Raw genomic sequence first — 13631 nt, 5'->3', positions numbered from 1 at the left:
TCCCTTTGCGGTGACTGCCCGTTTTTTTTATGCCCGGGTTTTAAGGCCTGGCCTCGGTGAAGCTTTGCTCACGCCCCGTGTCAGGGTCTTCTGGAGACGGTGTGGTGGGTGTCTCAGTCTCAGTCTCCGGCTCAGGGCTCGGCTCAGGATTGACCGGGCTCTGCATCTGGTCCTGCACCACCTGTTCATCGACACGCGGGTCAAGGCAAGCCACCAGCGGCGAACTCGACATGCTGTCCGGCATGGCAACGTGATGCAGCGGCGCATCGTCGACCTGGTGCAGGTTGGTCACCGCTTTCGGGCGGATGCGCCACACCAGCACCAACGCGAAGAAACTGAAGAAGGCATAGAGCATCTGGCTGCCGAACAGCTTCATCAGCACCCCCGCGACCAGGGGCCCGATACTGGCACCGACACCATAGGTCACCAGCAACATCGCCGTCAGCGACACCCGGCGATCGCCCTCGACGTGGTCATTGGAGAACGCCACCGCCAACGGGTACAGGCAAAACTTCACCAATGCACAGAGAAAGCCGGCGATAAACAGCACCTCCAGCGGCACCTGCTTCATGATCGCCAGCGGCAAGGCGGCAACGGCCAGGAAAAGCGCAAAACAGCGGATCAACAGCGCCCGGTCATAACGGTCGGACAACCAGCCCAACGGCCACTGCACCAGCAGGCCGGCAAAAATGCAGCTACCCATGAACAGACCGACCTGCTCCGTGGACAGCCCTTGCTGCGAGGCATACAGCGGCGCCAGACCGTAGAACGAACCGATGATCAGTCCCGCCCCCAGCACCGTACTCAACGACTGCGGCACACGCTTGATGAAGAACCGCGGCTCCATCGGCGCCGGGTGCAGAGGCGCCGGGTGAATCCGTCGCGTCAGGGCCACCGGCACCAGGCACAGGGCAAAACACAGGGCGACCAGCATCAATAGTTCCAGACCGAGCGCCGGGTGCATGACCAGAATCAATTGCCCCAGCACCAGCCCCAGGTAGGACGCAATCATGTAGCCGCTGAACACCGTGCCGCGTTGCGAGGCTTCGGCCTGCTCATTGAGCCAGCTTTCGATGACCATGTACTGGCACATCATGCCGAGGCCGACGATGACCCGCAAAAAGATCCAGGCAGGCAGCCAGTCCACCAGGCCATGGCCCAGCACCGCCGCCCCGACAATCCCGGCACAGGCCGAATAGGCACGGATATGCCCGACCCGGGCAATCAACCGGTGACCGATCTTGCCCCCCAGCACCAGACCAAAATAGTTGGCCGCCATCAACGCACCGACCCACAGGCTGTCGACATGGTCGGCCGCCAGGCGCAAGCCCAGGTAAGTACTCAGCAGGCCCGAGCCGATCAACATCATCAGCGAGGCAAAATACAGCGCTCGAAAGGGTTTCCAGATTTGGCGCATCGGCGTTCCGAGCGGCTCCTTGCGGTGAGAAACGGGCTATCCGAGAAGATAGCCCGAAGACGAAGGTTCGTCAGGCCTGGGCGGCCAGGACACGGCGCTCCCAGGGCGTAATTTCATCAAAGAAGCTGGTCAACTCCAGGGTCTTCGAAGCGACGTAGCCTTCGATGAACTCCTTGCCAAACAGTTCCTTCGCCAATTGGCTACGTTTCAGACGTTCGAGAGCGGCATGCAAGGTACACGGCAACGAAAGATTATCCGGCACCTCGAACTCGCCCTGGATCGCTGCGCTTGGCTCCAGCTCGTTTTCAATACCGTACAACCCCGCGGCCAGGCTCGCGGCGATCGCCAGATACGGATTTGCATCCGCCCCCGGCAAGCGGTTTTCGACCCGACGAGCGGCCGCCGAGCTGGCCGGAATACGCAAACCGGCCGCGCGATTGTCGTGGGACCAGCAGGCATTGTTGGGTGATGCGAACGGATGACACAAGCGCTGATAGGAATTGACGTTCGGCGCAAACAACGCGGTGAAATCCGCCATGCCGGCCTGCTGGCCGCCGATGAAGTGACGGAAGGTCGCGGTCGGTTCACCGGCCTCGTCGCTGAACACGTTACGTCCGCTGCCGATCTCGACGATGCTCTGGTGAATGTGCATCGAACTGCCCGGCGTGTGCGCCAGCGGCTTGGCCATGCAGACCACGGTCAGGCCGTGCTTGAGCGCAACTTCCTTGAGCAGATGCTTGAACAGGAACGTCTGGTCGGCCAGCAGCAGCGGATCGCCGTGCAGCAGATTGATCTCGAACTGGCTGACGCCCATCTCGTGCATGAACGTATCGCGCGGCAAACCGAGCGCGGCCATGCATTCGTAGACTTCACTGAAGAACGGTCGCAAGCCGTTATTGGAACTGACGCTGAACGCCGAACAACCGTCCTCGCGCCGACCGTCCAGGCCCAGCGGTGGCTGGAAGGGTTGCGTCGGGTCGGTATTGGGCGCGAAGACAAAGAATTCCAGTTCGGTCGCGACCACGGGCGCCAGACCACGTGCCGCGTAACGGGCGATCACCGCCTTGAGTTGGCCACGGGTCGACAGGCTCGAGCTTTCGCCCGTCAGTTCGTCGGCGTCGCAAATGGCGAGGGCTCGTGGTTGCTGGCTCCACGGCAAACGGTGAATCTGCGCAGGATCAGGCACCAGCGCCAGGTCGCCATCATCGCTGCCGTAGAAACGTGCTGGCGGATATCCGCCCATGATGCATTGCAGCAGCACACCCCGCGCCATCTGCAACCGCCGTCCTTCGAGAAAACCCTCGGCTGTCATGACCTTGCCACGGGGCACGCCGTTCAGGTCCGGCGTAACACATTCAATCTCATCAATGCCCGTCAGTCGCTGTGCGAGTGAGCGCTGGCCATCGGTTGTCATGACGCAATCCTTTGTTGTTGTGCAAGCCGCGAACGGCGACCGTACAAAATAGGCTCCGCCTGTTCGGAATATCAAGCACCGTACACAAAAATGCCTGCAGGGCGTGCATTCAGGGGAGATAAAGGCTGAACACGCCGCCGCCCAACGGGCCGCCATTGCTGATTTCGGTGCGCCCGCCGATGCCGTTGCGCTGATGCAACGCGGCAATCCGCCCGGCGAAATACAGACCCAGCCCGGTGCTGCCACTGCTGTGGTTGATGCCCTGCACGTAGTCGGCCTGACGCTCGATCATCTGGGCCGGGTAGCCTTCGCCGTCGTCGTTGATCGTCAGCACCAGTTGCCCGGCCTCATCGCTGACGCTGATCAACACCGCATGGCGGGCATAACGGATGGCGTTGGTGATGCAATTGCCCAGCACCGACGCAATCAGTTCCCGGTCGAAGAAACCCAGCGGGCTCAGCGGGTCCACTTCGTAAGTCGCCATGATGCCGCGACTGGCGAAAACGTCCTGGTGGCAGGCCAGTTGCGCTTCGATAAAGTCATCGAGCTCGTGATAGGCCGGTTGCAACGGCATCTGATTGACGCCGAGTTTGTATAGCCCCAGCAACTGCACGAGCATGCCGTTGAGGTGGGCGAACTCGAATTCGATCACGCCCTGTTCCGGGGTGTGCCGCGCCGGGTCGGGCAAGCGCGCCAGCCATTGGCTGTGGGCCTGCATCAACATCGCCAGCGAGTTCTTCATGTCGTGTACGGTGGAAGCGATCACCGTGGAGAAATCCAGTGCAGGGTTGTCTTGGTTCATCCGCTGAACGCCTTGATTTTCAGTTTCTGATAACGCGCATACCGCGCGTCAGTGTCAGGCATCAGGCCGACCGTTTTCAGGCAGGCCCGACATTCTTCAAGCTCCGCCGACGGAACGCTGGTGTCGGTGCCGTGCAGCAGCGACTGCGCCATGTTCAGCGCGATACTGATGTTTTTCGGTTGCATCGCCAGGGCTTTGCGGAACGCCGCCCGCGCCTCCACCAGGTTGCCGGTCTTGTACACCCGCACGCCTTGACGGTTGAGCTCCGCCGCATCGTTGCCGGAGTTGAGGATGGTCGGGTCGTCGGTCAGTTTGGCGATGCTTTTCATCACGGTCGGATCGTCGCCGTAGATTTCCACGCAGTTTTTCAGCATCGAGGCGCCGGCATCGGCCTGCCCGAGCATTTGCAACTGCTTGGCCACCAACAGTGCGGCTTCGGCACTCATGAACTGCTCCATGCCATCAAGGCGCAACATCGCTTGCTCGGTGAGCTTTTCCGCGGTTTCGGCGTCGTTGAGCAAGAGGCTGGTGGCCTTCATCAACCGCGCACGAATCTGCAGGCCCGGGTCGGAAGGGTTTTCCTTGGCCACGGCGCTCAGCGTGGTGTTGATCTCCAGCCGCGTGCGGGTATCCAGGCCTTTTTCGCTGCCCTTGCTGATCAAGGCGTGTGCCAGGCCGAGGTTGCTTTCAGCGTCCTTGAAGCGTGACTGCGCACCTTGGCTGACAGCCTGTCGATAAGCCTTGGACGCCGTGTCGAAATCTTCGTTGGTCATTGCCAACTTGCCCAGCAACGCCTGGCGACGCACGGCCAGCGGCGATAAGCGAATCGCCTCCTCCAATACTTGCTGCGCGGCCTTGGTGTCGCCTTCGGCGACCAGCACATCCGCCATACCGTCGTACAGCGCCGGCATCATCGGGAACACTTTCAGGGCTTTTTCGTAGACGCCCTTGGCCTGACTGACCTGACCGCGCTTGAACAGCAACTGGCCCAACCCGGCAAACGCCCACGGCAAAGGCCGATCAGCAATGATGCTGTCGTAGAGACGCTCCAGCGCCTCATTCTGATTCAAGTCACGCAGGGCATCGGCGCGGTAGCGCAGGCACAGCGGCGAATAGCGGATGTCCTGTTTGCACAGCGCGATACAGGCATTGAGCACTTCAACCGGCTTGCCGCGATCCAGCGCCTGCAGGATCGGCTTGAGCAGGGTCTTGCGCTGCTCCAGACGCTCAAGGCGCTGGGCCAGGCCCGAGCGGTTGAACGGTTTGGTCAGGTAGGCATCGGGCTCATGCTCCAGGGCGCTGAGCACCATCGCCTGGCTGGTCTCGGCGGTGACCATGACAAACACGGCTTCATGGCTGATCAGCTTCTCGACCATCAGGTCTTCGAGTACCTGCTGACCATTCTTCTTGCCGTCGCCGAGGTGGAAATCCTGCAGGATGAAATCGTAGGACTTCTGCGAACACATGCGCAGCGCCTGCTCGCCGGTGTCGGCGGTATCCACGTCCTTGACGCCCAGCTCACGCAGCATGGAACGGACCGAACTGCGGAAATCGGAGAAATCATCGACGATCAGAAAACGCTTTTGGTGATACGACAGCATCGAAGATTTCCAGGCAATTTTAAGAAGAAGATTATGACTGTCCGGGTTATCGGCCAGCAGGGCCATTCACTTGAAGAAAAGGGAATGCTATTACGCGCCCGGAGTCCAAATCTCAAAGGCTTATGCAGGCGCGCTAAATAATTGAAGGCGATATCGAGAAACGGGATTATCCTGATTTATTGCATAGCGTCAGCCTCCGCTTCGGATCAGGACGCTCCCGTCGTTGGTACAGGCAGAAGTTATGACCACCACCCCCAATCGCCCGGCATCTCATAAAGAGCAAAAGGCCTCGCGTCCCAGCACCCTGGACTTTCCGGTGGTGGGCATTGGCGCGTCGGCGGGCGGTCTGCAAGCTATCAAGTTGTTCTTCGAAAACATGCCGCAGGACAACGGCATGGCGTTCGTGATCATTCTGCATCTGTCCCCCGATCACCAGAGCATCGCTGACCGGATCATCCAGGAATCGACGCGGATGCCAGTCCTGCAGGTCAGCAAAACGGTGTCCATCGAGAAAAACCACGTATACGTCATTTCACCGGCGCAACGCCTGTCGATGAACGACGGTTTACTGGAAGTCAGTGCCTGCGAGACCCGGGAATCGCGTCATGCCTCGATTGACCTGTTCTTCCGCGACCTGGCGAATGTGCACCGGGAACGGGCTTTCTGCGTGGTGCTGTCGGGCACCGGTTCCGACGGTGCTGTCGGCCTGTCGCGGATCAAGGAACAGGGCGGCGTCACGCTGGCCCAGGCGCCGCAAGACGCCGAGTTCGACGGCATGCCCCGCGCCGCCATCGACACCGGGATGGTGGACTTGGTCTTGCCGGTCGTTGAAATGCCGCAAAAGCTGCTGGAGCTGTGGCGCAACTCCCAGGAAATCAGCTTGCCCACCGCCAACGACCCCGAACTTCAGACCATTGCCGCCGTTTCCGAACGTGAAGCGCTGATAGCCGAACAATTGCTGCACGACGTTCTCATCCAGTTGCGCACCGGCACCGGCCATGATTTCAAGCACTACAAACGCGCCACGGTGTTGCGCCGGATCGAACGGCGGATGCAGGTCACGGCCCAGCCGGACCTGGCCGCCTACTACCGTTACCTGCAAGACAACCCGGAAGAAACCAAGGCCTTGCTCGGCGACATGCTGATCGGCGTGACCAACTTTTTCCGCGACCGGGAAGCCTTCGAAGCGCTGGAGCGCGATGTCGTGCCGCAACTGGTCAGCGCCGCCGTGTCAGCGCACCCCGAAAAAGAAGAAATTCGAGTCTGGTCCGCCGGCTGCTCCACCGGTGAAGAAGCCTACAGCCTGGCCATGTTGCTCAGTGATCAGCTGCAACTCGATGCCAGCGCGGCGTCGATGCAGCTGTTTGCCACCGACATCGATGAACGCGCCATCAGCGTCGGTCGGGCCGGCCTGTACCCGCAAGCGATCGTGACCGACGTGCCGCCAACGCGACTGCGGCATTACTTCCTCAAGGAAGATGACCACTATCGGATCCGCAAGGAAATCCGCGAAAAAGTCCTGTTCGCCAAACACAGCCTGCTGTCCGATCCGCCGTTCTCGCAGATCGACCTGATCGTGTGCCGCAACCTGTTGATCTACCTGGATCGCGAAGTGCAGCGTGAAATCCTGCAGATGTTCCACTTTGCCCTGCGCCCTGGCGGCTTCCTGTTTCTCGGCTCCTCCGAGAGCGCAGATGCCTGCCACGAACTGTTCGCCCCGGTGGACAAGCGTAACCGGATCTTCCGTGCCAAGACCGGCACGGCCAACAGCCGTCGCACCCCGACCATGCCCCGTGGCGGCTACGTGCGAACCAACATTTCCCAACAGCCTGCGCAAAACAGCGTGCAGCGTAAATTGTCTTTCGCTGATATCCATCAACGCGCCTTAGAGCAGTCTGCGCCACCGAGTGTGATCGTCGATGCCAACGCCGACATTCTGCACATGAGCGAAAGTGCCGGGCGTTTCCTGCGGCATGTCGGTGGCGAGCTGTCGCGCAACCTGCTGACGCTGATCCTGCCGGACCTGCGTCTGGAGCTGCGCACCACGCTGTTCCAGGTCCAGCAAAGCGCGCTGCCGGTCAAATCCCGTGAGGTGCCGATCAAGCGTGATGACCGGCGTTACCTGATCAATCTGGTCGCTCATCCCTACAAGGATGAAGGTTCGGACAGCGAGTACGTGCTGGTGATTTTCGAAGAGGTCGAAGTCGACCCTTCCGAGCTGGCAGCGACCACCGTGCTGCAGAACGAAAACCAGGTGCTGTCCAACCTCGAGCGCGAACTGCAGCGCACCAAGCTGCACCTGCAGGACACCATCGAACAGTCGGAAGTCTCCAGCGAAGAGCTCAAGGCGTCCAACGAGGAAATGCAGGCGATCAACGAAGAACTGCGCTCGGCCACCGAAGAACTGGAAACCAGCAAGGAAGAGCTGCAATCGATCAACGAAGAGTTGCTGACGGTCAATTTCGAGCTGAAAACCAAAGTCGAAGAAACCGACAAGATCAACGACTACCTGACCAACCTGATCGCCTCCACCGACATTGCCACGGTGTTTGTCGACCGCGCCATGCGCATCAAGTGGTTCACCCCGCGCGCCACCGACATTTTCAGCATGTTGCCGGTAGACACCGGGCGCTCCCTGCTCGACATCACCCATCGCCTGGATTACGACAACCTGGCCAGTGACGCGACGCAGGTGTTCGAATCGCTAAAAATGATCGAACGCGAAGTCAGCAGTACCGACAACCGCTGGTACATCGCCCGTCTGTTGCCCTACCGCTCCAGCGAAGACCACATCGACGGCACCGTGCTGACCTTCATCGACATCACCAAACGTCGAGCGGCCGAGGAAGAGTTGCGCCAGGGCGAAGAGCGCATGCGCCTGGTCGCCGAAAGCACCCGCGACTACGCGATTATTACCCTCGATGAACAGGGCGTGATCACCAGCTGGAACAAAGGCGCCGAGTTGATTTTCGGCTACAGCAAGGCCGAGGCCGAGGGCGCTTACTACGACTTCATCTTCTCCCCCGAGGACCGCGCGGCGGGCGTGCCGGAAAACGAATTGCTGGCCGTGCGCACCCATGGCCGCAGCGAAGATGAACGTTGGCATCAACACAAGGATGGCAGCCGCTTCTTTTGTAGCGGCGAAGTGACCCTGCTCAGGGGCGACAACCTTCAGGGCTATGTGAAAATTGCCCGTGACCTGACCGGTCACAAACGCCAGCACGAAGCACAAAGCCAGGAATTGGCGGAAACCCGCAACACCAATTACCTCAAGGATGAGTTCTTCGCGGTCATGTCCCACGAACTCAAGCATCCGCTGAACCTGATCCAGCTCAACGCCGAGCTGCTGCGGCGCCTGCCGGTGACCAAGTCGCTGGCTCCGGCGGCCAAGGCGGTGAACACCATTTGCGACGCGGTCACCAGCCAGGCGCGGATCATCGACGATCTGCTGGATGTCGCCCGGGTCCGGACCGGCAAGCTCAAGCTGCAACCGGTCGCCGTCGACCTCGCCAGTGTGCTGCGCGATGTCCATACCGTCGTGCTGAATGACCAGCATGACGTCACTGTTGAACTGCTGGTGCCGTCCGACGCGTTAATGGTCCAGGCCGACCCGACGCGCCTTGAACAAATCATCTGGAACCTGGTGAACAACGCCCTGAAATTCACTCCACCCAAGGGCCGCGTGCAACTGATCGCCAGCCAGTCCGGGGACATGGCGCGGCTCGATATCAAAGACAACGGCGCCGGCATCGCCCCGGAAAACCTCGAGCATGTGTTTGACCTGTTCAGCCAGGCTGAAAAACAACACATCACTCACAACCGCGAAGGGCTGGGAATTGGCCTGTCGCTGGTGCGTCAGCTGACCGAGGCGCAACACGGCTCGGTCGAGGTGAGCTCTGGCGGGAGCGGCACAGGCTGTACGTTCACCGTCTACTTGCCCTTGGCCAGGGCCCATGGCGAAGTACAGCCCGCTGCGTGCGCGGAAGATGTTTCCGGAAGACTCAGCGGCTTGACGATCCTGTTGGTGGACGACTCCGCAGACGTGCTGGAAACCCTGAAAATGCTGCTGGAGATGGAAGATGCGCAGGTGATTGCCTTTGACCGGCCGGTGGCAGCGCTGGACGCGGCGAAAAGCACGCGGTTCGACCTGATCATCTCTGACCTCGGCATGCCGGTCATGAACGGGCACGAGCTGATGAGTGCACTGCGTCAGTTGCCGCTCGCGAAGGATGTACCGGCCATTGCCCTGACCGGCTATGGCGCCAACAGCGACATTCAGAAATCGCGGCAATCAGGCTTTGACCAGCACATCGGCAAACCGGTGTCCTACGATGACCTGATCAGCACCATCGAGACGCTCCGACGCCAGCGCTGAGTCGCGTTCAGTTCAGATAGGCGCGCTGCACACAGGCGCGCCGGTCGATCGCCTGCCTGAGCCGTTCCTTGTGATCGGCCCAGACCCCGGGATCGACCTTGTTGGAGCGCATCAATGCGAGCATGGCCTCCTTGGCGGCCAGGTACTCTGACCAGGCATCATCAGACCTGAGCTTCAAGCGCTCACGCTCGGTCATCTCCATCCGGCGCAACGCGATGACCGACTCATCGGTAATCACCGGACTCAACGTCAGCTGCACACGGTGCGGCGCAACGAACGCCTGAGTGTCCGCCACAACCTCCCTCGCCCGCTGGGTGCCCCACTTCAATGCTGCGCAGTAATGCTCACCGACGCTGCGTTCATGATGTTCCTCGCAGATCGGCCAGCCATCAGCGCCATAGATACCTAGAAAAACCTGGGTAACCCCTTCAACACTGACCCGCGCATGCACCTCGATTTGCACGCCATTGCCCAGCACCTCTTCGTGGGTGTGCAGAGGGAGTCTCGTGTTGGTCCATAACCAGAACTGGGCGCCTCTGCGTCGCATCGATTTCGCTCCTTGAGTGGTCTCTGGAGTAAGGCACAGCAACGCGCGCCTTTCCAATGTCGATCGTCGGGTGATTGCCCATGAAAAAGCCCCGCCGGATGCAAGATCCTGGCGGGGCTTTTTTGACAGCCGAAGGGCTGGAATAGGATGGTGTCCCAGGGCAGGTTCGAACTGCCAACCTTCCCCTTAGGAGGGGGATGCTCTATCCAATTGAGCTACTGAGACACAAGTCGTCCGCGAGAAAACGCGGCGCGATGGACGGCGTGCATGTTAACGGGCGGGTCTGCGTTTGTCATGTCGTCCTTAGCGCTTTTTAAGTGTAGGCAGGTGCCCCTTGAACGCGAGGGATTTGTTTACCGTGCAAATTGCATCACCGCAAAAAGCCATCATTGCAAATTGCAATGAAGGAGTCCCTGGCAGATATCCTAATTTATTGTTTTTAAAGGATTTAATAGACGTTAGACTCTTGGCACGTCGGCTGCTTTAGCTGTTCTCAAAGAACAACGGAGGCCAGCCTCATGAACCGTGCCCTTTTACTCTCGAATGCGATCGCTCTGGCGGTCTTGCTGGGTTTTCACTTTTTCCCCGAGAGCAGCGCCGAGATGGTCGCCCAACGCATGCCCCATTACCTTCAAGTGCAAAGGGCGCCGCAATTGGCGGTGCTGAGTGATCAGCATGGCTTTGTCGGTCAGGAAGTGAGCCAGGAGAATATCCTGCTGCCGGCGCAGTCTTCCGAACGCCTGGTATTTTGAACAACCCCCATCAGGAGCACAGCATGTCCAAATCAGCCGCAGGATTTTTCGTCCTTGCCCTACTGAGTGGCATTCTTCATTTGTCACTGGTCCAGGACTCGGTGGTCACCCTGCCCCTGATCGCCTGCGGCGTTTTCAGCACGCTGTTCCTGCTGGCGCTGGTCGCTGGCCGCAAGATCAAGTTTGACCCGGTCTTGCGCTGACTCTCAGCAGATTCAACACAAGGGCCGGCCAGCGCGAAGCCGTCCTTCTTCATCATCCGCCCCCCCCTTCGCAGCATTAAGCGTGCAGACGACTTTGAGCTACCTCAATGAGACTGTCCCGGCCGGACCCGTACGGCCCACCAGGTAAATCAGTTTGCCATCCATCCTGAAATAGCCCTCCATGCAGTGGATGCCACTAGTAAATCGGCCATTTGCCACTATCCTGTACAAGGTAAGGAATCGTGATCGACTCCGCATGACATGTACCTTCAGGTGTCTTTGATATTACCTGTCGGGTAACAGGACGCGGCCAGCGATACGGACGGGGCAGACTTTTCAAACCAGTCCGCATTTCTGATAATTGGTGCTGGCATAACGCCGGCATCCAGTTCAATATTTGTCACAGAATTGACGCCAATGAACTGGCTACTTTGAGGCATGATGCGAGCCTCTATCAATTCAGGTTGAACATTTGGCCAGAGTCCTTGTCCTATCAGACATCTGCGGCCAATCCCGAGAACCGCTCCCCTGAACTAACCGGTTAAATATATGCGCCCATTGAAACAGGCAATTTATTCCAGCCGTACGGCTGACAAGTTCGTCGTACGTCTGCCAGACGGAATGCGTGAACGCATTGCCGAGGTGGCTCGCAATCATCATCGCAGCATGAACTCCGAAATCATTGCGCGCCTTGAGCAGAGTCTTATTCAGGAAGGCGCACTGGGCGAAGAGTTGAGCATGCGCCTGGACAGCCCGGAGCTGTCACTGCACGAACGCGAACTGCTGCAACGCTTCCGCCAACTTTCCCATCGTCAGCAAAACGCACTTGTTTCGCTGATTGCCCATGACGCCGAAATGGCCGCAGACGCCTCCTGATTCATCCGAAAGCTCAAGCCAGCTGATTGCTGGCTTTTTTTTGCCTGAAATTCAGGCAAAAAAAACCCGCCGATGGCGGGTTTTTTTACGTCTGGAAATCAGAGCAGGAAGATGGTCGCCAGCCCCAGGAAGATGAAGAAGCCGCCACTGTCGGTCATGGCGGTGATCATCACGCTGGCGCCCATCGCCGGATCGCGCCCCATCTTCGCAAGGGTCATGGGGATCAACACTCCCATCAACGCCGCCAGCAACAGGTTAAGCGTCATGGCGGCGGTCATCACCACACCAAGCGACCAGCTGCCATACAGCATGTAGGCGACAACACCGATCACCCCGCCCCACACCAGGCCATTGATCAGGCCGACGGCCAACTCTTTGCGCATCAGGCGTGACGTGTTGCCGGTGCTCACCTGGTCCAGCGCCATGGCGCGAACGATCATGGTGATGGTCTGGTTACCCGAGTTACCACCGATGCCCGCCACGATCGGCATCAATGCCGCCAGCGCCACCAGCTTCTCGATCGAGCCTTCGAACAAACCGATCACGCGGGAGGCAATGAACGCGGTGATCAGGTTCACCGCCAGCCAGGCCCAGCGGTTACGCAGGGATTTCCAGACCGACGCGAAAATATCTTCTTCTTCGCGCAGACCCGCCATGTTGAGAACTTCGTTTTCGCTCTCTTCACGAATCAGGTCGACCATTTCATCGATGGTCAGACGGCCGATCAGCTTGCCGTTCTTGTCGACAACGGGCGCCGAGATCAAGTCGTAACGTTCGAACGCCTGTGCGGCATCGTAGGCATCTTCGTCCGGGTGAAAACTCACCGGATCACTGGCCATGACTTCCGAAACCTGTTTTTCCGGGTCGTTGACCAACAGACGCTTGATTGGCAACACGCCCTTGAGCACGCCGTCGTAATCGACCACAAACAGTTTGTCAGTGTGGCCTGGCAGCTCTTTGAGGCGGCGCAGGTAGCGCAAGACCACTTCGAGACTGACATCCTCACGGATCGTCACCATCTCGAAGTCCATCAGCGCACCGACCTGCTCCTCGTCATAGGACAACGCGGAGCGAACGCGCTCACGCTGCTGACCATCGAGGGTTTCCATCAGCTCGTGGACGACGTCTCGCGGCAGCTCGGAGGCCAGGTCAGCGAGTTCGTCGGCATCCATGTCCCTGGCGGCAGCCAGGAGTTCGTGATCGTCCATGTCGGCGATCAGGGTTTCACGCACCGAGTCGGAAACTTCGAGCAGGATGTCGCCGTCGCGGTCAGCCTTGACCAATTGCCAGAGCGTCAGACGGTCGTCCAGCGGCAAGGCTTCAAGGATGTAGGCGACGTCGGCGGAGTGCAGGTCATCGAGCTTGCGTTGCAGCTCGACGAGGTTTTGCCGGTGGACCAGGTTCTCGACCCGGTCATGATGCGGGCCTTCCTGGCGATGAGTCAGGTCTTCGACCACCCGCTGACGCTGCAACAGCTCAACGACTTGAGCGAGGCGGTCCTGCAGGCTTTCTTGCGTTTTCTTTACTTCAACTTCGGACATAGGCGAACTCCACTCCCAGCAGCGGGGCACGCCGGAAGGATCAATCAGTCAATTCATGATTGGAAAAACGGTTTACTGAGTTACTACTGGGTAAGTCCATGGA

At 59.4% G+C, this 13631-nt stretch carries 10 protein-coding genes and 1 tRNA gene; 4 read left to right on the top strand and 7 right to left on the bottom strand.

What is annotated here, in order from left to right; translation table 11 throughout:
* Window positions 1-40: 40 nt before the first annotated feature.
* The 4 genes from ACM6I5_RS13675 to ACM6I5_RS13660 all read right to left on the bottom strand — a co-directional run bounded on the left by ACM6I5_RS13675 (window position 41) and on the right by ACM6I5_RS13660 (window position 5234).
* Window positions 41-1417: an MFS transporter gene (locus tag ACM6I5_RS13675; RefSeq protein ID WP_017340205.1), complete on the bottom strand. Its 1377-nt coding sequence runs from the start codon at window positions 1415-1417 to the stop codon at window positions 41-43.
* A 70-nt stretch (window positions 1418-1487) separates the two neighbouring features.
* Window positions 1488-2729: a glutamine synthetase family protein gene (locus ACM6I5_RS13670; protein WP_414879097.1), complete on the bottom strand. Its 1242-nt coding sequence runs from the start codon at window positions 2727-2729 to the stop codon at window positions 1488-1490.
* Window positions 2730-2940: 211 nt separating this feature from the next.
* Window positions 2941-3633: a sensor histidine kinase gene (locus ACM6I5_RS13665; RefSeq protein ID WP_017340207.1), complete on the bottom strand. Its 693-nt coding sequence runs from the start codon at window positions 3631-3633 to the stop codon at window positions 2941-2943.
* Window positions 3630-5234, bottom strand: coding sequence for a tetratricopeptide repeat-containing response regulator (locus tag ACM6I5_RS13660; protein WP_017340208.1), 1605 nt, complete (start codon window positions 5232-5234; stop codon window positions 3630-3632). The genes ACM6I5_RS13665 and ACM6I5_RS13660 overlap by 4 nt, the downstream gene beginning before the upstream one ends.
* A gap of 241 nt (window positions 5235-5475) precedes the next feature.
* Here ACM6I5_RS13660 and ACM6I5_RS13655 point away from each other — a divergent pair, with 241 nt between their 5' ends.
* Window positions 5476-9609, top strand: coding sequence for a CheR family methyltransferase (locus tag ACM6I5_RS13655; RefSeq protein ID WP_414884063.1), 4134 nt, complete (start codon window positions 5476-5478; stop codon window positions 9607-9609).
* A gap of 7 nt (window positions 9610-9616) precedes the next feature.
* Here ACM6I5_RS13655 and ACM6I5_RS13650 read toward each other — a convergent pair whose 3' ends face one another.
* Together ACM6I5_RS13650 and ACM6I5_RS13645 are read right to left on the bottom strand one after the other, a co-directional pair.
* Window positions 9617-10156: a hypothetical protein gene (locus ACM6I5_RS13650; RefSeq protein ID WP_414879074.1), complete on the bottom strand. Its 540-nt coding sequence runs from the start codon at window positions 10154-10156 to the stop codon at window positions 9617-9619.
* A 148-nt stretch (window positions 10157-10304) separates the two neighbouring features.
* A tRNA-Arg gene (locus ACM6I5_RS13645) sits at window positions 10305-10381 on the bottom strand.
* 293 nt (window positions 10382-10674) lie between these two features.
* Here ACM6I5_RS13645 and ACM6I5_RS13640 point away from each other — a divergent pair.
* The 3 genes from ACM6I5_RS13640 (at window position 10675) to ACM6I5_RS13630 (ending at window position 11987) form a co-directional block, all read left to right on the top strand.
* Window positions 10675-10908 (top strand): hypothetical protein, encoded by a 234-nt coding sequence (locus ACM6I5_RS13640; protein ID WP_017340211.1) that lies wholly within the window; start codon window positions 10675-10677, stop codon window positions 10906-10908.
* 23 nt (window positions 10909-10931) lie between these two features.
* Window positions 10932-11111, top strand: coding sequence for a PA3371 family protein (locus tag ACM6I5_RS13635; RefSeq protein WP_017340212.1), 180 nt, complete (start codon window positions 10932-10934; stop codon window positions 11109-11111).
* 549 nt (window positions 11112-11660) lie between these two features.
* Window positions 11661-11987: an Arc family DNA-binding protein gene (locus ACM6I5_RS13630; RefSeq protein ID WP_003178899.1), complete on the top strand. Its 327-nt coding sequence runs from the start codon at window positions 11661-11663 to the stop codon at window positions 11985-11987.
* A 98-nt stretch (window positions 11988-12085) separates the two neighbouring features.
* Here the strand turns inward: ACM6I5_RS13630 and mgtE are convergent, their stop codons facing one another.
* Entirely contained in the window at window positions 12086-13528 is a 1443-nt protein-coding gene (gene mgtE / locus ACM6I5_RS13625; RefSeq protein ID WP_017340213.1) for a magnesium transporter, read from the bottom strand.
* Between the last annotated feature and the right edge of the window lie 103 nt (window positions 13529-13631).

It is taken from the genome of Pseudomonas sp. IT-P171, from assembly GCF_949767765.1.
In the GTDB taxonomy this organism is placed as follows: domain Bacteria; phylum Pseudomonadota; class Gammaproteobacteria; order Pseudomonadales; family Pseudomonadaceae; genus Aquipseudomonas; species Aquipseudomonas fluorescens_B.
This window is presented reverse-complemented; position numbering and strand designations above follow the sequence as displayed.

Bases quoted from the DNA above. Each gene is read 5' to 3' on its own strand.
- ACM6I5_RS13675 (WP_017340205.1), bottom strand. From the start codon at position 1,417: ATGCGCCAAATCTGGAAACCCTTTCGAGCGCTGTATTTTGCCTCGCTG.
- ACM6I5_RS13670 (WP_414879097.1), bottom strand. From the start codon at position 2,729: ATGACAGCCGAGGGTTTTCTCGAAGGACGGCGGTTGCAGATGGCGCGG.
- ACM6I5_RS13665 (WP_017340207.1), bottom strand. From the start codon at position 3,633: ATGAACCAAGACAACCCTGCACTGGATTTCTCCACGGTGATCGCTTCC.
- ACM6I5_RS13660 (WP_017340208.1), bottom strand. From the start codon at position 5,234: ATGCTGTCGTATCACCAAAAGCGTTTTCTGATCGTCGATGATTTCTCC.
- ACM6I5_RS13655 (WP_414884063.1), top strand. From the start codon at position 5,476: ATGACCACCACCCCCAATCGCCCGGCATCTCATAAAGAGCAAAAGGCC.
- ACM6I5_RS13650 (WP_414879074.1), bottom strand. From the start codon at position 10,156: ATGCGACGCAGAGGCGCCCAGTTCTGGTTATGGACCAACACGAGACTC.
- ACM6I5_RS13640 (WP_017340211.1), top strand. From the start codon at position 10,675: ATGAACCGTGCCCTTTTACTCTCGAATGCGATCGCTCTGGCGGTCTTG.
- ACM6I5_RS13635 (WP_017340212.1), top strand. From the start codon at position 10,932: ATGTCCAAATCAGCCGCAGGATTTTTCGTCCTTGCCCTACTGAGTGGC.
- ACM6I5_RS13630 (WP_003178899.1), top strand. From the start codon at position 11,661: ATGCGCCCATTGAAACAGGCAATTTATTCCAGCCGTACGGCTGACAAG.
- mgtE (WP_017340213.1), bottom strand. From the start codon at position 13,528: ATGTCCGAAGTTGAAGTAAAGAAAACGCAAGAAAGCCTGCAGGACCGC.